The sequence below is a fragment of the Nocardia sp. NPDC127606 genome (genome assembly GCF_042671725.1).
Lineage (GTDB): Bacteria > Actinomycetota > Actinomycetes > Mycobacteriales > Mycobacteriaceae > Nocardia.
Genome location: NZ_JBHXWQ010000001.1, coordinates 1,468,078 through 1,490,486 on the forward strand (window position 1 = coordinate 1,468,078; position 22,409 = coordinate 1,490,486).

The 22,409-nt window shown below is 64.6% G+C and carries 18 protein-coding genes; 5 read left to right on the plus strand and 13 right to left on the minus strand.

Annotated elements, in window-relative coordinates; all coding sequences use genetic code 11:
- The 5 genes from ACFVJ5_RS06945 to ACFVJ5_RS06965 form a co-directional block, all read right to left on the minus strand.
- Positions 1-2,055, minus strand: a complete 2,055-nt coding sequence (locus tag ACFVJ5_RS06945; protein ID WP_379218939.1) for a hypothetical protein — start codon at positions 2,053-2,055, stop codon at positions 1-3.
- Positions 2,052-2,774, minus strand: a complete 723-nt coding sequence (locus ACFVJ5_RS06950) for a TnsA-like heteromeric transposase endonuclease subunit (protein WP_379218940.1) — start codon at positions 2,772-2,774, stop codon at positions 2,052-2,054. Before ACFVJ5_RS06950 ends, ACFVJ5_RS06945 begins: the two co-directional genes overlap by 4 nt.
- A gap of 450 nt (positions 2,775-3,224) precedes the next feature.
- Entirely contained in the window at positions 3,225-3,968 is a 744-nt protein-coding gene (locus ACFVJ5_RS06955) for a TniQ family protein (protein ID WP_379218941.1), read from the minus strand.
- The gene (locus ACFVJ5_RS06960; protein WP_379218942.1) at positions 3,965-4,981 is read right to left on the minus strand and encodes an ATP-binding protein; all 1,017 of its coding nucleotides are present in this window, start codon (positions 4,979-4,981) and stop codon (positions 3,965-3,967) included. The genes ACFVJ5_RS06955 and ACFVJ5_RS06960 overlap by 4 nt, the downstream gene beginning before the upstream one ends.
- Before the next feature lie 28 nt (positions 4,982-5,009).
- The gene (locus tag ACFVJ5_RS06965; protein ID WP_379218943.1) at positions 5,010-5,846 is read right to left on the minus strand and encodes a hypothetical protein; all 837 of its coding nucleotides are present in this window, start codon (positions 5,844-5,846) and stop codon (positions 5,010-5,012) included.
- On the opposite strand from ACFVJ5_RS06965, the gene ACFVJ5_RS06970 reads away from it, so the two are divergent.
- Both ACFVJ5_RS06970 and ACFVJ5_RS06975 read left to right on the plus strand, forming a co-directional pair.
- Positions 5,833-6,084, plus strand: coding sequence for a hypothetical protein (locus tag ACFVJ5_RS06970; protein ID WP_379218944.1), 252 nt, complete (start codon positions 5,833-5,835; stop codon positions 6,082-6,084). The genes ACFVJ5_RS06965 and ACFVJ5_RS06970 overlap by 14 nt on opposite strands.
- A gap of 252 nt (positions 6,085-6,336) precedes the next feature.
- Complete coding sequence (locus ACFVJ5_RS06975) at positions 6,337-8,226, plus strand: DUF4365 domain-containing protein (RefSeq protein WP_379218945.1); 1,890 nt, start codon at positions 6,337-6,339, stop codon at positions 8,224-8,226.
- A gap of 1,816 nt (positions 8,227-10,042) precedes the next feature.
- Here the strand turns inward: ACFVJ5_RS06975 and ACFVJ5_RS06980 are convergent.
- The 7 genes from ACFVJ5_RS06980 to ACFVJ5_RS07010 all read right to left on the minus strand — a co-directional run bounded on the left by ACFVJ5_RS06980 (position 10,043) and on the right by ACFVJ5_RS07010 (position 17,022).
- Positions 10,043-10,573, minus strand: coding sequence for a hypothetical protein (locus tag ACFVJ5_RS06980; protein ID WP_379218946.1), 531 nt, complete (start codon positions 10,571-10,573; stop codon positions 10,043-10,045).
- Between the two features lie 177 nt (positions 10,574-10,750).
- Positions 10,751-11,491: a VOC family protein gene (locus tag ACFVJ5_RS06985; protein ID WP_379218947.1), complete on the minus strand. Its 741-nt coding sequence runs from the start codon at positions 11,489-11,491 to the stop codon at positions 10,751-10,753.
- Between the two features lie 97 nt (positions 11,492-11,588).
- Positions 11,589-11,882: a hypothetical protein gene (locus tag ACFVJ5_RS06990; RefSeq protein WP_379218948.1), complete on the minus strand. Its 294-nt coding sequence runs from the start codon at positions 11,880-11,882 to the stop codon at positions 11,589-11,591.
- 141 nt (positions 11,883-12,023) lie between these two features.
- Positions 12,024-12,359: a hypothetical protein gene (locus ACFVJ5_RS06995; protein WP_379218949.1), complete on the minus strand. Its 336-nt coding sequence runs from the start codon at positions 12,357-12,359 to the stop codon at positions 12,024-12,026.
- Between the two features lie 481 nt (positions 12,360-12,840).
- Positions 12,841-13,182 carry a hypothetical protein gene (locus tag ACFVJ5_RS07000; RefSeq protein WP_379218950.1) on the minus strand — a complete coding sequence of 114 codons (342 nt, stop codon included), beginning with the start codon at positions 13,180-13,182 and terminating at the stop codon, positions 12,841-12,843.
- A gap of 631 nt (positions 13,183-13,813) precedes the next feature.
- Entirely contained in the window at positions 13,814-14,803 is a 990-nt protein-coding gene (locus ACFVJ5_RS07005) for a hypothetical protein (protein ID WP_379218951.1), read from the minus strand.
- Between the two features lie 848 nt (positions 14,804-15,651).
- Positions 15,652-17,022 (minus strand): hypothetical protein, encoded by a 1,371-nt coding sequence (locus ACFVJ5_RS07010; RefSeq protein WP_379218952.1) that lies wholly within the window; start codon positions 17,020-17,022, stop codon positions 15,652-15,654.
- Positions 17,023-18,309: 1,287 nt separating this feature from the next.
- Between ACFVJ5_RS07010 and ACFVJ5_RS07015 the strand changes: the two genes are divergently transcribed.
- Complete coding sequence (locus tag ACFVJ5_RS07015; RefSeq protein ID WP_379218953.1) at positions 18,310-18,513, plus strand: type II toxin-antitoxin system ParD family antitoxin; 204 nt, start codon at positions 18,310-18,312, stop codon at positions 18,511-18,513.
- Positions 18,514-19,352: 839 nt separating this feature from the next.
- Positions 19,353-20,351, plus strand: a complete 999-nt coding sequence (locus ACFVJ5_RS07020; RefSeq protein WP_379218954.1) for a zinc-binding alcohol dehydrogenase family protein — start codon at positions 19,353-19,355, stop codon at positions 20,349-20,351.
- 25 nt (positions 20,352-20,376) lie between these two features.
- On the opposite strand, the gene ACFVJ5_RS07025 is transcribed toward ACFVJ5_RS07020, so the two are convergent.
- Positions 20,377-21,252: a universal stress protein gene (locus ACFVJ5_RS07025; protein WP_379218955.1), complete on the minus strand. Its 876-nt coding sequence runs from the start codon at positions 21,250-21,252 to the stop codon at positions 20,377-20,379.
- A 205-nt stretch (positions 21,253-21,457) separates the two neighbouring features.
- Between ACFVJ5_RS07025 and ACFVJ5_RS07030 the strand changes: the two genes are divergently transcribed.
- The gene (locus ACFVJ5_RS07030) at positions 21,458-22,408 is read left to right on the plus strand and encodes a CHAD domain-containing protein (protein WP_379218956.1); all 951 of its coding nucleotides are present in this window, start codon (positions 21,458-21,460) and stop codon (positions 22,406-22,408) included.
- Position 22,409: the final 1 nt, after the last annotated feature.

Below are 22,409 nucleotides of genomic sequence, written 5' to 3' on the forward strand. Positions count from 1 at the left end.
TCACCACCCTCGGTCGCGGCGCGCCACGGGCAGCGGTGTGCGGACTCTGGGCTGTTCGTCGTCCTCGGTTGTCTCGTCTGGATCTGTGGGGGCAGGCGGTGGCGTTGTGGGGTCGCGGTCGTCTCGCCCGGTCGGGGCGGGCAGCTGCTGCAGAGTCAGGTTGCGGGTGCTCGCGCGGCGTTCCTTGCGGCTGGCGCGCAGGACGGCGGGGTGCTCGGGGTCGGGGCCCTGCCACAACCGGTGGTGCAGTTCCTCGGTGCGGCGGGCCACTTCCTTCTCGGGCACCCGGGCCGGGTCGTCGAACCCTTCGCGGATGGCGTTCAAGACGTCGAGACCGAACGGTGCGCTGACCTGTCCGGCCAGGTACCAGGGGCATTCGATCCAGGTGTTGTTGTCGTAGTCGCGCACCCAGACCGCCATCAAGTTGGTCGGGTCGTAGTGCACGGTCGCTCGCCGGTCGGACACGACGCCGGGGCTGGGCCGCCCGTTGCCCGTCAGTGCCGCGGAGGCGTCGTAGTGGAGCCGGTTGAGTTGGATTCCCCTGCGCCCCAGCACACAGGTGGTGGCCGGTTGTAAGGAAATCCAGTCGTCGCGCGAGAGGCTGCGCACCGCCCCGGGTGTTACCGCGCTCATCGCCCGGTACATGTCGTTGGGTGTGAGCCGCTTGCGTGGCATGAGTGGGTGGACGACCCCGGCGTGGGTGCGATTCTGGTACACCGTGACGATCCACTGATCGAGTAGTGCCTGCAGACCCGGCAACGGCCACACGGCATCGTATTCGGGGTGCAGGCCACGGTAGGCGACCGAGGAGCCCTTGTAGCTTTTGACCCAGCGGACGAAATCCTCAGCGATGGTGCGGAGGTGGCGTTCCACGATCGGTTTCGCGGTCGGTTCACCCGCTCCGGCGTAGCGGGTGTCGATTCCCAGCGTCTTGAGAGCCTCTTCGAAGGTGTGCGACATGAAGATCTGTGCCCGGTCCAACACGATGCCACGGATGTCGAGAACCGGTTTCGCGGCGATGTGGGCGGCCACCTCACCGTCGGGCACGAGCAGTTCACTGGGCAGATACGATCGCGACGCGCTCCACGCGGCGTCCCAGCCGGGCAGCATCGGCAACGGGACCAGGCTGCGGGTGACCAACTCGACCGCGTCCATCCGGATGGGGGCGACCGCGCGCAGAATGGCTGCGGCGATCGTGCGGGTGGCCACGTCCACAGCGATACCGAGTTCGACGGGTAGTTGTTCACCGGTGTCGGTGATGATCATGCAGTCCAGTGGTGTGGTGTCGAGTTGGACTTCCTGGCCGGGGTAGTCCGCGACGGCGAGCCTGAACGCGCGCTGGGGGCTCTTGTTCTGGGATCGGCGTCTGGTCGCTGGTCCGAAGGTGTGGCGACCGCGGTCGAGGTCGTCGAAGAGCTCGTAGAGCCTGCTGCGACCGGGAACCGGCATCCCGACCTCGGCGGCGCGGCGACGCAGCAGTTCGATGCACTGCTTCTTCGACGGGGTGGCCTTGAGGGTGAACAGGTCGAGGATCTCGTCGATGAGGCCGTGGAGCCGGTAGTCGTAGCTGGGTCGCCGGGTGTGGCCGGGTAACCCCCGTTTGTCGGCCAACCCGACCAGACCCTCGGCGTTGAACTGTGACCAGTGCCGCCACAGCGTCGACATCGACACCTCGATGTTCTTCTTAGCGAGGCGGTCACGCTGGGCGGCCAACCGGGCGGCGACGGTACCCGAGGGTAGGGGCGGCGGTGTGGGCAGTACGCGGCGCTGGCGGGGCCGACATCCGTAGGCAACCTCATACATTTCCTCGAACCAGAAGTGCACGCGGTCGCGTTGACTGGGGGTCATCGAGGTCAGCAGATGGTGCTCGGCGATCGCGGTGGTGGCTTCGTGGTTGCGCACATCGGGGTCCGAGAGCACGGTGGCGGTGGCCACGACCAGATTCTGGTGGTCGGTGTCGAGGCCGGCCAGTTCGACGTGTTGGCCATCGCAGGTGAGAACCTGCCAGGGGCGGGCGCGGTAGACGATCAGGTCGCCGGGTTCGAGGCTGATCATCGCCGGACCCTCCGCGACATTGCCAGTGGCCGCGACAGGTCCATGTGCAGGCGTCGATTCCAGGCGAGGTGGTAGATCGCGCTCAGCGCTACCGAACGGGTCAGGCCACGCTCGGCGGCGATGCGGGTCGCCAGATCGTCGAGGCAGATCGGCTGCTCGGCGGCGATGCGGCGCAGTGCCCGGGCGGTGGTGGGGTCGGGTGCGTAGCGTGGATGCCGGTAGGCGGCCAGCACCTCGACGTTGCGGCGCAGGGTCTCGTCGATGGCATCGACCAGGACGAACCGCCAACCCAACCTCTGACACAAGGCTTCGGTGGCCTGGAACTGCTCGCGGTTGCGTCTGTCCAAGCGGGGGCGTGGATGGACATCGATCACCCATCCGCGACCGCGACCGTCACGGCCGAAGAAGTCCGGTGCATGCCGTGCAGTGGTGCTCGGGTCGGGCCACAGGATCCAGAATGGTTGCGCGGCAAGGGATCTGAGTTGCTGCTGAAAATCGATCAGCAGCACGGCCGCTGCTTCGAATCGCGATTCGAGTTTGACGTAGTGCCCGGACCGCGAATGCCAGTATCGTCCCTGGTGGCTGCTGCGGCCGGGCCATGCCGGTAGAGCGCGAACCGGCGGTGACAGTTCGAGCGGCAACGTCGCAACCACGGGGGTGACGCGGCGGATCACGATGGCGTTGTCGGGGTTTCGGTAGGCGATGCGGGTGAACGGCATTCGTGGTGTGGCGCCCAACCCGGGTATCGAGATCGTCGACCTCCTAGCCCGGGCCGCCCTCGGGTTCCCGGGGCGCGGTCGACGGGTTTCGGTGGCGGCAGCTGCTGTGGACATACCGGTATTGACATCGCGGCGCGACAGGGGTGCAATAGACATGATCGAACCCCCAAGGGGTTGGAATAGGTGCTAGGACGACGGCGCCAACCGTCGAACGAAGGAACTGCCGGGCTGCGGGCCCGGCTTTTTTCTGTCAGCCGATCATGTGGTCTCCCTTCGGCGTCGCCGCAGACCGTCGGCGCGTGTCGACGGCTGGGACGAGGAGACCGCGGCGGCGAACCGACCCCGGCGATGCGCGGTCAGCTGTGCGCAGTCCCGATCTTGTGACGATAGCTCTGTGCTGTGGCGAGCGGCAAGCACCCACCCGAGTTACCGGGGACGTGTTCAGGCAGGTCACGTCACATGCGTGAGGTATTCGAGGCCGTCTCGGGTCGGGGTGGGTGTGGCCTTGGGGCTGTGTCGGCGGCGAAGGATCGCGGCGGTGTGGGCCACGGTGGCCGGATACCACGCCAGGATGTCGAGCGCTGTGCCCGACAAGTTGGGCGCCGCCGACGCCAGCAAGCGGCGGCGGTCGTTGATGGCCTGGTCGCCGTGCCCGACGAGCAGGCCTCGGGCCTGGGCTCGACCCAATGTGTGGATCGACTCGGCAAACGCGGCGCCATAGCCGGGCAGGCCCCACTGTGCGGCCAGGCCATGGTGGCGCGATCCTGCCGCCATCATCGCCGGAATCGAGGCGCAGTCGAACTGCTGGTCTGCCCGGCACGCCAGCACCGGCCCACCGATCCAGCGCCGATGCCGTCGACACACGACGCGATCGGGAGCAGCCAGGACGGTGGCCGGGCCGGCGCGGGCTGCCAAGGCACACCAGGTGCATGCTGGACAACGCCGAGACGCACGGTCGGCGTCGTCGGGGAACCCGGGGCGTAGTTGTGGTAGCGCCGACGGCAGGGTTCGCGGGTCGAGTCCGCTCAGGGCGGCGATCGCCTCGGTGGTGTCGGGGTGGGCCCCGACCATGCGGGCAAGCCGATCGGGGGAGACCCCGTTGCGCATCGCGAGCCGGTGTAGGTAGCTGCTCACCGTTTCCCCGCCGAGCGGACGGACCGGCAACGGCAACACGATCAGGCCGGCCGCGCTCATGCCGAGGTGATGATTCGGGGTGTGCGCGGTGCGAGTTGGACATCGGTATCGATCTGATCGAGCAGTTCGCGCGTGATCTGTTCGCGGCCGCCTTCGATGGCATCGAGTGCCGCGTCGAGCAGCAGGTGCTTGAGCGATCCGATCTTGCCGCCGGTGCGGTCGAACAGGTAGCGGTACAGCACTGCCAGGCTGCCGGGTTCGTGTCGGCACAACGGCAGATCCCGCTCGAAGGTGTCGATCAGTTCGATCCACGGTAGTGCTCGCGCGCTGGTGACGGTGGTGTAGGTGCGCATGGCGTATCCGCAACTGTGCGCACGCCATTGGGCACCGGTGCCGGCGCTGAACAGCGGAGCGGTGTCCAGATCAATCCCGACATAGACCATGGTCGCGTCGGTTTGCTCGGCGAAACGTTTGAGCGCGTGAGCGGCCTCGGCTCCCTGGATTCGGTGGGTCGCCAGATTCTGCACCTCATCGACAACGACGAACCGTGTCCCCATTTCACGAACCAGCCGAGCCAGGGCACACAGGCGATCCTCGGCAGTTCCTCGCGCGAGCGGGCCGACGCCGAGGAACTGCCCGAAACATGCCAACAAGGTGTTGACCGAGGTGACGTCGCCGATGCTGACGTAGATGACCGGCAGGTAGGTGCGATCGCCCAGGCCCAGATTCCGTCGGCGAAGCCGAAGATCGATGCGCGCGCCCGCCCACAGCAGCGCGGTCGATTTCCCGGTGCCAGAAGGTCCCGACACCCGCAAAGCCGGGCGGGCGACCGCGGTGTAGGAGCGGGACTTGGTCAGCATCCGCGTCAGCGTCTTGTCGATCCAGACGACGTTGTCGGTGAGATAGACACGGTCGCGCAGCAGGTAATCGATGCGGGATCGGTCGAACCGCGCTCGTGCCGCCGGGCCCATGACCGACAATTCCGCAAAGCTCGCCCGCGGGCGTAGCGCGGGTGGTTTGGCCATCTCCTCGCAATGGTTGAACCACAGTTCCCGATTGGTCGGCGCGGCCATGGCCGCCTCCTTCAGACATACCACTCGCTCACCGGTGTGATGGGGCGTCGTCGCTGGGTTGCTCGGCCGCGTCGGCCACCAGAATCGGTGCATCGCCGCGAACGCGATCACGCGGGCCGCTACGGCGCTCGGTGGATTCGGCCAACTTCTCGAGGTCGGTGAGCTGATCGACCATGGCGAAGACCTTCTCCCGAATCAGCTCCGGCAGCTCCAGCCACCGCAGCTCGACGCTGAGGGTGATCCTGCCCAGATCGGCGAGCACAGCAGTCTTCGACAGCGCCGCTCCCGCGTCGCGCACCGGTGCCGACTGTGGGGCCTGCTCATCGGGCTCGGCGTCGGGAAAGCTCGGCATCACCATGCGCTCACGCGCAGGGTTGAGCAGCCCTGCAGTCTCCGCGCCCGACATCAACAGCCGTCGCACCGTGACGACCTGTTTGGTGGGAACACCCATCCGGGTCAGGTCGGCGTCGAGGGCACTGCTGGCGGGGAGTTTGGTGCCGTCATAGAGCCGGAAGATCGCGGCGAACACGTGGATCCGCATCCACGCCTCCACCATTGCTTTGTCGCGTGTGGGTTCGTCGAGCAGGCGCCGGCCGAGTTCGGTGATGCGGATCGACCCAGACCCCGCCCGCTCGGTCATGCCGTAGTGGTTGCACGAGGCCATCCGGTTTCGGAAGGCACCGGAGTTCACCGTCTGGCCCAGCCGAGCTGCGACCTGCGACAGCGAGGGGTTCATTCCGTCCTGATAGGCAGCCACAAGGGTCTGCACCGCAGTACTGATGGCCACGCGGGGCAACCCTTCGCCGCGGCCGCCGTCGGGTCCGGATTGCTCGATCTCGTCGAGTTCTTCGATGCTGACGGTCATCGCGATTCCTCTCCAGGAGGCAGCAGCGCATTTTGCTGTCTTCTTCGAGCGATTGTGTCCTGTGCTGTCAATTATCGGCGCCTTGCCGGTGGAGCAAGGAAACGATCCGGCGGCATCGCGCCACCACGACAATCTCTACGCAACCGTCTGGTTACCGGGCCGTGTGTCAGTCGGCCGCAGGCTCGTCGATGACGCTACGAGTGCCGCAGCCGCCTACGAAGTCACACCGCCGACATGACTTGCTGGGCGCTGTGACTTGTCGTAGGAAGGTTCAGCTCGTTGACAGTCCTCGCGGGCACACTTGGCGCGTCATCGCCACCAGATCAGACTCCGCCCGCCTCCTATGCAGCCTGCGGAGCTGCTCTGGTGAGTGCCGCGAGGTATTCCGGCGGGGCCGACTGGGGGAGTCGGTGTGGTTTCCCGGTCGGGGCGGATCAGCCCGACGTCGAAAGATCTGTCGCCGTCGATGGTCGTGTGAGATTCTCTCGGCATGGTGGAGATGCCGCAAAGGCCGCGTCCGCATGTCCTCGAGGATGAAGCCCGCGCCGCGTTCGGTGCTGTGATCCTGCCACTGGGCTGGGTCGTGCGTCCGGTCGACAGCAAGGACTACGGCATCGACGACGAGGTCGAGATCTTCCACGCCGGCCAGGCCACCGGCCTGAAGTTCTATGTCCAATCCAAGGGCACCGACGAGCCCGAGCCGACAGTGACGATGCGGCTGGGGCTTGCGCACCAAAACTACTTCCACTCCCTGGACCTACCGGTCCTGCTCGCCCGATACCACTCCACGACCAAGCGCACATATGTGCAGTGGTTTCACCGGTTCGACCCCTATCCGCGCACAGTCAGCCAGACGATCCGGTTTATGCCAGACGCTGAACTGACCCCGCTTTCCGCCGCCGAGTTGAGAACTGAAGTTCAGGCCCTTCGTGTGTGGAATCGGCCCACGATGCGCTGGCCGGTTCGCCTTCGCGTGACCGCGACAGGTGCCCACACCGCCCGCGACCTCGAACTGGCCGTGCACGAAGCTATCGGAACCAACAGCGTGCTCGCTCTGACCAAACAACCCGGTCCGCCCGAGCAGCCGACGTTGGAGGCCACCGTCGGCAGCGACACAGTCCGCGTCGCCGCGACGACCGCCAGCCACACCACTGATGGTCCACCAGGCTGGACCGACACCGAATCCCGCGCTGTGGTTGCCTGGCGTATCGTCTTGGGCGCGGCACTTGTGCTGGGCAACATCGGTCTCGGCGACAAGGCCGCACCTCTGCTCGAGGCCTTCCTGTGTGAAGCACCTGTCAATGCCGACCTCGCTGAAAAATCCGGGACCTATTTCTCCCACGCCAACCGCGCTGATTGTGCCCTGCGGGTCGCGCAGCACTGGCTCGACCGGGCCAGCACCGCAGACGAGCTCGCCCCGGCCATACTGACTCTGCACTCGGCGTGTGCGGGGGTGGGTCGCGCCGAGACGGGCCAGCTGATAGCAGCAGGCGCGATGCTGAAAGATATCGCGGAAAAGTCACTGACCCTGAAGTCTGGCCGTCGCGAGATGGTCGCTGCGAGTGCCTTTCTGGCCGCGGCACGATGCCACTTCCACAAGACCGGGGATTGGAAAACTGCGGATTTGTGCTTCACCCATGCTGTGAAGCTCGACCCCTCGATCGCGCGCCAAAGTGAAACTCTCGCCGAGGTTGCAGGCGCTGCCCACGAAGCAGGCGACTACATCCGGGCAGCGCAGGTGTACGCGAGCGCCATCGAACTGTGCCCTGACGACACCCGGCTGCTCGCCCGCAGGGCAGACTCGCTGTTGCAGCAGGGCCGCCTGACAGATGCGGCGTCGCTGTTCGGACAGTATTTCGAGCGCATGACCGAGGATCCAGAGGCAATATGGTGCCTCAAGTCCGAGGTGATCGGGTTCCTGTTGCGAACAGGAATGACCGACGGCATCCGCGATCCCGATGCAGCCGACAGAGTGCTCGCCGACCGCGGAGGTTCGGAGACTCCTCATCAGACTCGGCGGCGATGCCTGCGCGCTGCCGGACACGATCCACTCCACCGTGCGGCGTGGTCAGAGCTTGGCCTCTATGACCTCCACGTAGACGATCCTGGACGTGCTGCAGCGCCGCTCACCGTCGCTGCCCTCGCTGACCGGCGACCCGAACCCTGGGCCCTGGCTGTGGCCGCAGCTGTGCGAGGTGGTTTCGAGATGTTGGCGACGTGCCTGGCAGTGGTGGGAGTCTACGACTTCGGCGAGGATTTCCATCTCGAACTTCGAGCCTTGGTCGCACAGTCATCGGATCAGAACCTGATCGTGGAATTCGTCGAGCGGGTCGACCAGGACCACGGCTGGGTTCGGCGTGGCGGAGACCGCGACGAGTAGCGTTTCGGGATCGACTCTGTGCTTGTGGGTTCAGGTTTCATGGTGTTTCGGTGCCCAGGGCGGTGTCGAAAGCGAAGCTACGCAGCGACCGATTCACTCGATGCTGTCGGGTGAACATCCGTTGTCGCAGAAGCGGAGACCTTGATGTCGGCCGCGCTAGCCGAAGATCCGATCCTCGCCCTCCGGATCGCGCCCATCGCGACGCCGCCACCGGGCAGGCGCGCGCGGCCATCGACAACACACTGACCAGCTACCAACTCGACCCGTGTGCCACCGCAGTACGGTCCGTTTCTGTCACCGCAGAATTTCTGTGCGATCAGTGGATCCCCGAACTGTGATCGGCCGCTAGCGGATTGGGTGCCGAAGCTCGGATCGCTGTATCGCGTCTGGCTCGGCGACCAGTCCGCTTGTAAGGTCGGCCAGCAGATTGCGCAGGTTGTCCGCGAGATCGATGTGTGGATCGCCGCGCAGCTTCCGCGCCCGCGGGCCGGGACGCCCCGGGGAACCGATTCTGTGGGCGGGGTGGTCGCCGCAGGTCGCCGAAGCCTGCGCGTGTGCTCATTGGGCACTCACAACATCGAGGATGCCGTCCAGCCTCACCGAACCGGAACATCTCGCGGAAATACGTGAGGGCTATGAGGATCTGGTGGTGCTGGCGGCCTGTCGCTCAACTTGCCATTCCCCGGTTGCGATCCCGAACCGCTGATCGAGACCACACTCGAGGTACTCATCGGCCGAAAGACCCTCTATCGCAACGTGTTACCAGCCGAGATCAAAAGTGACCGACTCGAGCCGATGGACGCGCTGTGGACCGCTTCCAGCACGTTCCGGGCGCGACGAGTCCCTCCAAACCGCGTATGACATGACGCCGACCACCTCGGTCGAGGACGTATGAGGGTGTCGGCGGCCGCGCGCAGGCCTCGGAAGCCAGCTGAATCAGGGCGCGAGGAGCAAAGTGCCCCTTCCGGCGCTAGCGAGTTCCTCACGGGACGACACATAGCCACTGGCTTTGCGCGATAACGCAGATGGCGACCTGGTGTTTTGACTGGTCTATGGTGGGTCGATTCCAGAAACTATGCGCGGCAACGCCGGATGAGGCACTTAGTTCCTCACATCCCGATTACCAACCACTCTCGTGGGCTTGAGCGGTATCGTTGTTCCATGGGGTTGTTCAAACGTCTGCTCGGCGGAGACCAGGGATCCGCGCTAACCGATTCAGAGCGCAGCACAGTTACTCGTTGGGCGCCGAAGTTGGGATTCTCCGTCCGGGAGTTCGAGGCTCACGCCAAGGTTGCAAAACGGCATGAAATTTCCCTTGACCAGCTCATTCCTCAGCTTAGGGCCTTCCAGCTACAAGGCCAGGATCCCCGCAAAGTCGTCACAATGCTGACAAATCCCGCAGCAGCCAAAAGTCTGTTCGGAGAGCTACCGCCCGGTCCGCGAGGTTCGTAGCGGTCATACGCGCGGCAGGGCGGCACAAGGTGCCTGACGCCTGACACCGATGTCCCGGTATCATCGGGACCTCGGACTTACATATTGGGGTCGCCGTAGTTTCCGCCGAAAATCTGGCGGATATGGCGTAAGCAGCTGATAGGCGAGGCTTTTCGAACCCGGTCTCAGGGTCGTTCGTGCCAGCTAATTTCTGGTGACGCCGCGGCGAGGTGTCGCGTTCAGAGTGGCGGTAGATGGTTTTGCGGCACACCAATTCAGCTGTGCCGACGATCGGTTCCCCGCCGTCGTTGCGCGCAATGCCCCGGCTACGGTGGCGGGGCATCCGAGGATTTCACTGACCAGTGCGGCCGCTCGGCATCGATGCCTAGGTGGCGAGTGGCCAGCCCCTGGGCAGCCGTAGCCATCCGCCGATCATTGCAACCGCGTTGAGCAGAGCGTCGATGCTGTCCCAGCCTGACGCCACTGCGGGGTCTCGGTCGTCGACACGAAACGGACACAGGATGTAGCCCTGGCCGGGATCGTGGAATGGTCGGCCGATGGTGATGGTGTGGCGTTCGCCGTTATGTGTGATCGTTTGCCTTGCCACGGCGTCAGCAGCGGGGTGAAGAGTCGTGTGGTCGACTGGAGATGTCGGGAAGCCGAGGTGGGCGGGGACGAGGAATCGGGCCCGTGGCTTGTTGTTGGCCTGCGCCAGAAGGTCGCCTATTTCGGTGAGCGCGCGATAGAGCGCTGCCAGTTCGTCGGCGCCCTGTGTGGCGCGTCGCGTATCTGCGAGCCGATAGGTGCACTCGGCGTGGCCGTCGACGAGCTTCGGTCGATATACGTCGACGACCAGGGTCCGGCCGTCCTCGGTGACGAGCCGAGAGATGATCGCTTCGTCAGCGACGCTGCTCATGACACCTCCGCCATTCGCTGCTCCACACTGGAATGGACGCAGTTTAGCCATGAGATCTGCGAACAGGCGGCATTGCAGGCAGTGGAGGTGTCGATAGTCGGCCGGTCGGTGTGGGCCGAACATGGATGGGGGACGGGCACGGCGTTCGGCCTTTCGTGCAGGCTGTCAGGCTCCCGATCAGCTTTCGGCGACCACCGTCATGCCGAGTACCTCGGTCGGCGCTGCCGCCGGGTCGAGTCCACGCACGACGATGCCGTACAAGCCGTTCGGGGCGCCTTGCTCGAAGCGCACCTCGGCACCGGGAAGGGCGACCGTCGACCCGTCGGCGGGGCAACCGACCAGGTCGGCGAGCAGGCGCGCGTCGGCTTCGGGCTCGGCGCTGCGGATGAGCAGGGCGACCAGGTCGGGACGCCCGTCGAGGCTGATGCCCTGGGCCGCCCGGCGCTCGGCGCGCAGACGGGCGATCTCGGCGCGTGGCGGGTCATAGGTGATGAAGAAGGGAAAGTACGTGGGCACGTCGCGGACGAACACCTCGACGAATCCCGCGTTCCGCTCCTCGAAGCGCACCTCGATGTCGTCCACGTCGTGTCCGGCTGCACGCAATCGCGCCGCGGTCGCCCGCGCGTTTGGCACGTCGACCGCGAAGGTCAGCAGGCCAGGTCCGCGGAGCGCGCCGATGGCGGGTTTGAGGATCTCCAGGCTGTCCGCGTACTTGGAGGTGGTCACCGCGTCCCAATCGTCTACTACGGCCAGTTCGACGTAGCGCTCGTCGTCGACGCCCCATGCGGCATTGCGGAAACCGGGCATCGTCAGTGCCGCATGGGTCGGCAGCCCGAGCGCGTCGTAGGACGCCATGGCGTCGTCGAGAGCGCTCACCCAATGGATGAGATGGTCGAAGGTGGCGGTGTGGTCTGGCATGAGCCCTCCCGAGCAACGATTTGAGTTAGGTCATGCTAAGTCCTGCCGGAGTGGTGTGGGGCGGCGGGCATGTAGCGGTCCTGCGAACCCAAGACGATCAGCCTGGGCGGTGTTGGCGAAGATGGGCTCGCTCATCGGCGAACCAGTCCATGGTGGTGCGCTGATCGGCGAACAGATTCGTGAGGTTCTCGCGGTGCCTGCGCGTTCCCAGTAGTGCCCAGGACAGCGTCCAGGGGTCAGGGCTGACGCGCTCGACAAGATCGTCGTCGATCTCGCCGACGAATTCGTCGGCGAAACCCCTCGGTGACCGCTCCGCCGAGGGCTCGGCAGCCTTGCTCGGTCGGGTTTTCCCAGAATCGGTGCCGGGGTTCATCTTTCGGTCCGTGCTCATCCGGGTAGATATCGCCGTTGCTGATGATCAGCGCGGTCACAGTCTCCGGCGCCGACATCGCCAGCCAGAGCCGAACTGGGATCCGTAGTCGTGCAGGTAGATCGCGTAGTGGTCGAGTTCGAGTACCCACCGAGCTGAGCGTCAACGCAGTCGGATGGCGATTCCGCTCATCCCTGAGATCGCCCCGACCAACCGGATCACCTGCCCACTAGGACGTTTTGGCGATCCCGCTTTGTCCTTCACGCTCGACCAACCGATCGCGTCGACACCGCTGTACTCGATCTCATGATCGGGGCCGAGCATCAACTTGACCGTCGACACCGCCATCTGAATTTCGATATCGACGCTCGGCCCGAGGAACTCGGCGCTGGCGAAGTTCAGGTCGATCGTCCCCCACGAACCGGTGACCAGTAGCCGCGCGGGCACCTGCCAGACATCCTTGCGCCGGACCGTCGTCCAATCGGCGGCGATCTCCATCGGCTGCACGCCGAGCGGAACGGGTCAAGCCGAAACGTCCACAGACGGCTATCTGCTGGAAGATGCGCACGTCAAGCCCGAACACTGCCGCGAGCTGCCGCATCGCCGCAGTTGGGTGATCAGGCGAGCGAACGGCTGCCCGCAGCCAGGAGAACAACTCCACCATCGACTGGTGACATAGCCTGATGATGACGCCCTCCTCCAATAGTGATAGGCGAGCTTCGGCAATTCCCTGAGGATCCTCAGCGAACCAGATTTGCCGCTTGCGCATCGCTACCCGCGGATCCAAGGTCGTCAGCGCGGCGCTGATGCCGCTGTCGATATTGAGCTTGATCTCGATTGGGAACGTCGCAGCAACAACCCCCTGCTTTCTCGGAAGGAAATCATACCGATCCTTCTTTTGTCAGGTAATGCAACGATCGCTAGCCGGCCAAGGCTTGGGAGAATGATGCACATGGCGAACATCTGCGATGTACATCTGTCATGGCTGCGGAGGAAGCCCCCATCGACCGTCGATATCGAAAGAATCGACCGGAGATTCGAAACGCACTGTCCACTGTCCAAATACAAATCCACCCAATACGAGCCTGATTGGCCAATCTGGCTGTGGAATAGTGGGAGGCGCCTCTTGGTTTGACAACGTGAATAACCTGGCATCGGCCAGGTCGAGCAGTGATGATGCGCCCTGATCGCCGACTATTAAACCGTTCAGACCCTGAGTGTCAACCGAAGTGACGACGCCGGGGACTCCATCGCCTTGAATATGATCGAAACGATACTCCCGCACGGGATCGCCTCGATCATCGAAGAGGATGAAGGTCACCCTTGTTGCCCGGTTGCCATTCTGATCGATTGTGTCCGTTTCCAACCTTACGGGGAATAGCCCTGTAGGCATCGGTCCTCCGTTCTTAGCTAACAGCCTGGCACTGACCTGGATGGGTGGTGGTTGACTGGGCTTCAGTGCGAGAGGGGTCTCGATCCCGCGGCACCCCGCTGGTTAGTATAGTCGTTGTGTATTCTCTGAAGGCGCAGATCATGCATCTGGAAAATTGAGCGGTAAGTCCCTTGAGGTGGGGATTTGAATCAGTCAACCCCGCCCCGATCCGGGCGTGTTGTCGATACCGCCGTGAGGTGGGCCATTGCGTAGTGGTGAACGAGTTACCGACCAAAGTGACTCACCCACAAGGAGTTCTACGCGATGACCCAGGGCCATTCTGCCCCGCTGGCCCAGCTCGACGCGCTCAAGGCCGCCGAACCCGGTTGCCTGGTGACGTGTCGGTGTTCGAATGGCGCAGCATTCGCCGCCTCGTCGAGGCGGGTTATTGGCCTCCTGCCTCGGTGCGGGCAGCGAGATAGTCGGTCCAGTCTCGTTTGGACCTGGCGGCCCACTGGGTTGCGGTGGTGATGTTGATGCCGAGAAGGTCAGCGGCGATCGGGTTCAGGATTTCGGTGGACTAGGCCGCCCGAGCCGCATGCCGCGCCGGCAGGGCGTTGATTCCGTGCGCGCGCAGTTTTCTGGCAAGCACGAATCCGCGCGTCGGTTGGCCGGGCATCTCGCTGGGAAACAGGTACGGGGCGTTCCCGGATCGCTGGAACGGTCTCGCCGCACTCGACTCGATCAGCGCGGCGAAGACAGCAGCGACGGTTGGTGGCATCTCGACGCTGATTTCGGGGAGGCGCAGGTTCGTTGTGTCACCGCGCTGTTCGATGGCATCGGTGGTCAGTTCGGCACATTCGGTGAGCGCACGGCGGTAGAGCAGAACGAGTATGCCCGCGGCGCGGACATCGTGCGGCAAGGCGGGGTCGCGGATACAGCGCTCGAGCTCGGCCCAACGTTGATGCTCGGGAAGCCCCAGGTCGGGGTCGGCAGAGCGCGACGACGGAACGAGTAGTGGTCCGCACAACTTGCGGGCTCGGGCCCAGCCGATGAACCCGGCAATAAAGGAGTGGTACCGGGGGCTTTCGAGCAACCACTGTTCGAGGTCGGGCTGGGTCAACTCGGCGAGTGTCGCGTCCCGATGATCGAGCCAGGTGAGCAGGTTGATGGCGATCTGGATCTGCGAGCGGTTGTAAGTCGCGGAGTTGGTGGTGACCGGGCGACGGCGGGCGCGTTGACGGACGCGGCGCAGAACGTGCCAGGTTGCATACGGGCGCACCAGAGTGGTGATGTGGTCGGACTGGTGTACGAGGGTGTCATCGAGCCAGCGTTCGACCCGGTCGAGCAGTTCCTCCCGGGCAGGCAGGATCTCGGCATGGACAAGGAGCTCACGCAGCCGCTGAACGGCGTAGCCACGTCCGAGACTGTTGACAAGGGCGTGCGTGAGCGGTTCGGTGTGGGCACGCACCGCGAGTTCACGTAGCAGCGCCGCGCCGTTGTTACGGCTGATCCGGGTGAGCACTGTAGGTGGATTCGGGGCCGCGACCAGAACCTCGACGAGCGGCATGAGTGCCGGTGCAAGACCGTGTACGGGATGACCGATCAGTTCATGGACCCTACTACGGAGCAGATCGCGCACCGTAGTCCCGTGCGGGCGACGACGGATGGGAGGCGCCTCGACCAGGTCGGGTTCGGTGATGTGTCCGGCGTCGCGGCAGGGCAGGCACACGGACTTCTGGGCGTTGGGGTGCGCTGAGTAGGCGGTTGTGCATGGGCGCAGTTCCCGATGAGCGCACCGCCCACACAGCTCGGGTCTGTTCGCGGTGGACAGACGGCCGGATCGTTTCGTGGCGGCCGCAGGCGCCGCAGCGGCGTTTCGGACGTTGGTAGCACCGCTCGCACACGGGTCCGGTCGAGGTGTTCGCCGTGATATGCCTCAGCTCGCCGCACTTGCTGCAACGACGTTCGGGCCGCCGGTAGCAGCGATGGCATTGTGGCGAGCCGTCGGGCAGGCGCCTGTGGACGGGACGCTGCTGGGCACAGGTCGCACAGGTTTCGGCGCGGCGGGTGCGGCAATAGCCGCAGCAAGGACGGCCGAACTCGTCGCGACCGGCGATGCAGCGATCCTTCCCGCACCGCGCGCGGAGCGCACGCCTGCTCGCATGAAGGCACCGCGAGCATCCGCGGCCGGCGTCGATCCGCCCCTGCAACGGACCTGCCTACCGCATCGTGCGCAGCCGGGAACCGCCACCAGGTGCCCATCTTCGGCGAGCAGCGCTATCAGCCGCAGCATTCCCTGCTGTCTCTCGGTGCTGACTGTGGATGACCAGTGCGGCGCCAGGCCGGTATCCGGCCTGAGAGCTCGCTCGCATTCCTCGGGCACTGCGCGAGCGGGGCGAGTTCTCGGTGTTTCGGTCATGGGAGCCGTTTGAGCCATGGTCTGTCTCGGGGGCTGCTGCTGTGGGTGGGTGTCCAGACGATCGGGGGAGAGGGAGGGCAGACGATTGTAATGACCGTCCCCTCCGGCTGGATGCTGTCCCTGGGAGGGCGGAAGTCGATGACTTGGAAGGCTTTCGGTTCGCCGAAGTCTTCGTAGGCGATTCCGAGCCCTGATCGTTCGGCCAACTCCTGGCACGCAGCGAAGGTGGCGCAGCCCCGAAAATCTGGCACCGTCACCGGCTTTGCGCCTGCGACAGGCAGGGGCATCGGGTTGGGCAGGGCCGAGACGGGATACTCTTCGCCCTCTCCTACAGCGAAGACGGCGGGTCGCACCGCGCCTTTGGGGTTGTTGATCGCCTTGATCGCACACTGCGACAGCAGATCCAGATCTTGTTGTGTGAGACGAGCTTGCGTACGGACCTCGTCGAGCGTGGCGCTCTTGGAGAAGTCGTAGTTATTCGGATGGTCGGCGATATAGTCCAGCAGATTCAACTGGTCCAGCAGAGCGCTGCGACGTTTCGCGCAATAGACCAGGACATCCTGGACGTTTTGAAGTTCCTCGACGCTAGGAGGCAGCGGGCCCTCGGCAATCGCTATCGGTGCCAGCGTCACGAAGTACGGTCGCGAATACTTGACGGGGTCGTCGGTGAAGCTTTTCAGGAACTTGTTCGCGTTGTCCAGCAACTCCAGTGGATCGGCAGGGTTGCTGATGGCCAGATCCACCGGCCCGCCCTCGTGGTACATCAGAATGCTGATCTCGCTCTGAAATTTCTGCTGTACATTCGACAGCTTCATCTTCGCATCCAGCGAGAACAACCCATACGATCCGGCCAAGTTCGCAGCGACGTCCGACGCCTCATCCTCTGATCGGGTCTCGATACGCATCACACCCAAGAAGACGCCACCGCGGCCCAGCCCCCGCACGAACATATTGCCGTATCGCGTCTCGAAGACCGTGGCGTTGTCGACATACTTCGAAGCGACCTCTGTCAACCGCGGCGCGTCGACCGACAAGAACGCCAATTCGACGGTAATTGAAACCATCATGAAAAGGGCACTGGTGTGGACCTTCGATTGTCTGGCGAAGTCGAACCGAGCCGACGCTCCTGCACCGAAGGACGCGCACCCATAGCTGGCTGCAACATTGATCCCCAGTGCATCCTCGACATCCTCGGTCGAGGTCGCACGGCTCAAATTGATCGTCACAGCAGCACCCTTGGCGTCATCGACAGGGCTTGCCTCGGCAACAACCGCGAAACCCATCGGACTGCCGGAGGCAAGGTCTGCACCGACACCGATGTCGTATCCGTGACGGTACGGGACGGTGACTTGCCCGAGTGCTGCCATTTTCCTCACCTCTTTCTTATCCGGTAACCGAGATCAACTCACGCAAGTGTGCACCATGAACCCATAAATCCTCGGCACATTCGGCCCACCTCAGAAAGAACGTCCATCGACCGGGTGCGTCGTGGCAGGGCGCGGCACCGCAGACCGACACACCCACACCACACCGCGTCTGGAAAGACCTGACAGTGCCGGAAACGACATATCAGCCACAAGTAACTTACGTCAGCGTGACACTACGAAAGTTGCAGAAATTTGCAGAAAGCGGCAGAAGCAGTTGACCAACAACCACCTTCACCGGAAAGGAACCCACATCCGGACATTGCCAACTCTTCCCGAACTGCTACCAACTTTTTCCGGAACGGGTCGTTAACGGCTACAGCTACGGCGACCAGAGCTGCCTCCGAGAGGTCTGATTCGTAGGGTTGGCCCCGGTAGGTAGCCACGAGCGTGGTGGTGAGTGAGTCCTCGACGAGGGTGGTCGTTCCCTAGCGAACAGACTGCCTGAACTGGCGGGTGCTCGTCGATCATGGTGGCATGTCCGGAAATCGCTCGCGTGGGCGTTGCTTCCGTTGTCACCGGCAGGCTGTCGGTGACCTTCCCGCTGGAACGGTCGCGGGACGTCGTAGCGGAATCGGCTACTCCTAGAGCTGTTGGAGTCCGACTGCAGCTCGATCACCTGCGGCGGCCAGTCCGTCAGACGATTCGATGGTACCGGCTTCCGGATCCGTCTACGATCACGCCGGCGTCGCGGAGTTCAGCCAGCCACTGTGTGAGGTACCAAAGGTGGTTGGCGATCAGATCTAACTGTCCGTCGATGATTGTTTCGATCTCATCCTAGGGCACCTGTCACCTGCCACTCGATGATCGTGCCTCGCGCGAACTTCACGACGGTGTCGACTGTCTTTGGCTGCCGACGGGCCATGCGCAGCCATCGGTCGGTGAGCCTGCGGAGGGCGCTGGGTTGTAGCCAGCTTCGGCGGCACTGTGCCAGGGTGTCAACGACATCTGGGTCCGTCGGTGTCACCTTTGGAGTGGGCAGCAGAGCGGCGATCATATAGTCGAACCAGTTCTGTTGCGGGCTCGACTCCGATCGAGCAGCGAAGGTGTCGAGTGCGGTCTTCAGCGCCCGGGGGCCAGAAGTCCTCCAATCGCAGCCGAAGAATCGCGTCCTAGGAGGTTCGAGCCATCCTGCGGCGAGGTCGGTCGGCCGTGATCGATCGGACGAGCTATTCGCTGTCTGTCCAGGTCAGAGCGGTCAGTAGGAGCAGGAATTGGTAGTCTCGGGTGATGGAGAGGAACCCGTCCAAACTGGAGGCGCTGCGGGCTGCCCTCGCGGGTGGCGAGGACAGCGGGCCGTCCACCGAGTTCGATGTGGAACGCCGCATCGAAGAACTCGCCAAGCAGGCGGCCGACGCCGATCTCATGGGTGATTTCCAGGCCGGCCGTCTGGTTCGCAGTAACGAACCGGCCGAGGCGTCCGAGCTGCCGTGATCGCTCCGCCGGATGTGGCCCAAGGAAGCAACCAAGCTGCCTGAGCCCGGGTGTGCCCATCGGGTGGAGGTGTACCGGTGGATGTCGGCATGCGGGTTCCGCCGGCAACATCGGTCAGAACGCCGTAGAACAGCAGTTCTCGAGACTGAACTGGGGCGTGGTACGCAATCCTGCGGAAGCAGGATCTCGAAACAGATCTATGGCTGAAGGCACGCGCCTCGCGCCGGATCGATCTGCAGGAGCTGGCTCGCGTGCCGGTCAAGTCCGGGCCCTGCTGGTTCGACTCGCCTAAACATGCCGCCGACGGCACCTGGTGCCGACGAGGCTCTCTCACCGGTGACAGCTATTCGGTGTCACCGGCTGGTAGGGATTGCCTACTTTGAGCAGGTCGAGGTGCGCTGCTGGAGTCGGGCGTTGTTCGCTGCGGGCCACTTACCCGAAATTTCGAGGGGCGGAATCGTTCTTCCGAGAACGTCGGCGCGCGCGATTTCTGGACAGTGGCAACCGGCGCTGGCCCTTTCAGTCCTCAGCGACAACTTCCTGCGGTGCAGCCGATATGGCGGACCCCAACGGGTCGTGCCTGGCACCGAGCCGGTGTTGGGGAGCCTCTCGGTCAGATCCGTAGAGGGCGACCGGGCCTACTCGGAGGTGGTCGGGTTCCCACTGGTAGCAGGTGTGGCCACAAGTTGCCCAGGACCTCGTACTCGTAGTTGATGCGCTGAAATTTACCGTTCGGGGCGGGGGAAGGTCGGCTCTGAGCCCGGTGACATGAGGACGTGACCTGTGCATGCCAGGATGGACACCGGCATCGGGGAACAGGGCCTTGGAGCGTTGAGATGATGCGAGTCTGGCGAGTGCACCGACCGGGTCCGGTCGCGACGAGACCCCTACGGATGGGATACGAACCGATCCCGACGCCCGCGCCCGGTGAACTGCTGGTGCGGGTGCTCTCGTGTGGAGTGTGCCGCACCGACCTGCACGTGGCCGAAGGCGATCTGCCCGTTCATCGGCCGAGGGTGACGCCGGGGCATGAGGTGGTCGCCGAGGTGGTCTCGGTTCCGGACGGGTGCACCGATATCGCGGTCGGGGATCGGGTCGGTGTTGCGTGGCTACGCTATACCTGCGGTGTGTGTCGCTATTGTGCGCGTGGCGCCGAAAACCTGTGTCTGCAGTCGCGCTACACCGGCTGGGACGACGACGGCGGCTACGCCGACTTCGCCACCGTCCCTGTCAATTTCGCTTTGCCGTTACCGCAGGGGTACAGCGATGAGGAGTTGGCGCCGCTGCTGTGCGCGGGGATCATCGGCTATCACGCACTTGTTCGTGCCGAGGTTCGATCGGGTGGGGTGCTGGGCATCTATGGATTCGGTGGTAGCGCCCATCTCACCGCGCAAGTCGCGATCGCCCAGGGTGTGCGGGTGCATGTGATGACTCGTGGTGCGGCGGCCAGGGAGTTGGCGCTCGCGCTCGGTGCGGATTCGGTTCAGGAGGCCGCAGCTGTTCCTCCTGAGCCGTTGGATTCGGCGATCCTGTTCGCCCCGGTCGGCGAACTGGTGCTGCCGGCGCTCGAGGCGCTCGACGGTGGCGGAACCTTGGCGCTGGCGGGCATCCACCTCAGCGATATCCCCGCGCTGAACTACCAGCGGCATCTGTTCCGGGAACGCCAGATTCGCAGCGTGACATCCAATACACGGGTGCAGGCCCGGGAGTTTCTCGCCCTGGCACAACAGCATCGGTTGTCGGTCTCGACCCACCGATACCCCCTCGATCGCGCTGATCGGGCATTGCAGGATCTGGCGCTGGGTCGGTTCGACGGGGCGGCAGTGCTCATCCCATGACATGCCGCCCCGGCCGGTGAGCCGGTCAGTTCCCAGCCTCGGGCCTGGCGATGATCAGTGGGCATTCGGCGCCGTGCAGCACGGCCTGAGCGACCGAGCCCAGCGTCATGCCGGCGAATCCGCCACGACCGTGGCTGCCGACCACGATCAGTTGGGCCCTCGCCGAGGCGGTGAGGATGGCCCTGGCCGGGCGGTCCTCGACGACGACGCGATCGACGAGCACCTCGGGATACTTCTCGGCATATCCCGCGAGGCTTTCCGCGAGCACCGCTTCGGCTTCAATCTGCATCGTGGCGCGTGCGTCGTAGCGGTAGAACTCCGACCAGGCATTGACCGCGATCAGGCCTACACCTCGACGGGAGGCCTCGTCGAAAGCGAGGGCGATCGCATCCGCGCTGCACGCGGAGCCGTCGACACCGACCACGACCGGCGCGCTGGTGTCGAACTCGGTTTCCGGGATCACCGCGACCGGGCACGCGGCGTGGCGGGCCAGCGATGTGCTGACCGAGCCGAGCAGTGTGCGGCGCAGCGCTCCCAAGCCCCGGCTACCGACCACGAGCAGCCGTGCCGACTTGCTGCGGCTGCGCAGCACTGCCACCGCGGAACCCTGCACCGCCTCGGTCGAGATCGTGACCTCGGACAGGGGTGCGGTGATCTCGGCGGCCGCCGCTGCCGCGGCGGCGATCACGGACTCGCCGTGGTGGCGCAGCGCCTCGAGATCGAAGATCGGGGCGACCAGACCAGGCCCGTAGTCGACCGGAGCCTCGAGGGCGTAGACGAGCTGCAGTGGAGCGTGGTGGTGCGCGGCGTACTCCGCGGCCCAGCGCAGGGCGATGTGTGACTGTTGCGATCCGTCGACGCCTACCACGACCGGTTTGCTCGGATTCGGGGAAATGGACATGGTGTGTGCCTTTCTGTTTCTTTCACTGTGCGCGGGGAGCCGCGGTGTGCGGCAGGGTCGGATGGCACGCTGCGATGGGCACAAGGTCGTCGCCGACCACGACGCGGATCGAGGACCGATCAGGGCGAATGGCCCTGTGGTCGGCGGTGCGCGCAGCGCAGGGTGGAGGCATAACTGTTCCCCCTTCACCGAGGTAGGTCCTGCGATGAGCATCGAGATCCCCACGAACACCCCCGGTGCCGGTGCTCCGGCGACTACCGCATCGGCGAGTGTCTTGCTGGCTCAATACCTGCACACCCAACGTGAGACGATGCTGGACGGGAGGATCACCGTCGAGACACACGACGATCCGGACTCGGTGCCCGAGATGGTGATCGCGTCGCGGCGGGCTCGTAGCGTGCTGAGCGCGCACCGGCGAACGGTTCATACCGAGCCCGAAGTGCGCAGGCTGATCGAGGAGCTGCGCTGGTTCGGTATCAGCGTCGGCGCGGCCCACGAGATGCGGACCCAGTCGGCGCGATTGCACGCCGCCGTTGATGTGCTGCGTCCGCGCTATGTCCGCGGTCCGGTGAGAGACAGGATCACCGAATATTTCGGGGAACGAACCAGACTGGCGTGGGTCGCCGCGCGTGACCTGCTCGGATCGCCCCGATTTCCCGCGATGATCAAGGACCTGAAGGCCGAAGAACGATTGCTGCGCGGCGGCATCGTGGCGGGCATCGACGACGTCGACAACACGGTCGTGCTGAGCGCGCTCCTCGATCGGGTCAGGTCGCGCATGCGCGCGGTCGAGTCGGCGCGGGAGGAAGACGCACGCGACGCGGCGGTCCACGCGTTGCGTAAAGCGATTCGTCGCACCCGCTACTACCTCGAAAGCGTGCACGATCTCGCTCCGGCGCGCACCGCGCAGGCGTGCGAGGGCATGACTGCTCTACAAGATCTGCTCGGTGAGCATCAGGACGCGGTGGTGGCCAAACATCACCTGATCCAGATCACCCGGGAAGCCGAGAACGCGCAGGAGTCGACGTTCACCTACGGGTTGCTGTTGCAGCGCGAAATCGACCGGACCACACAGTGTTCGGAGGCATTGCCGTCGGCCTACTGGCGATCACTGCGTGATGCCCGGGTGATGGAGGACGTGCACGCGAAGAGCTGAA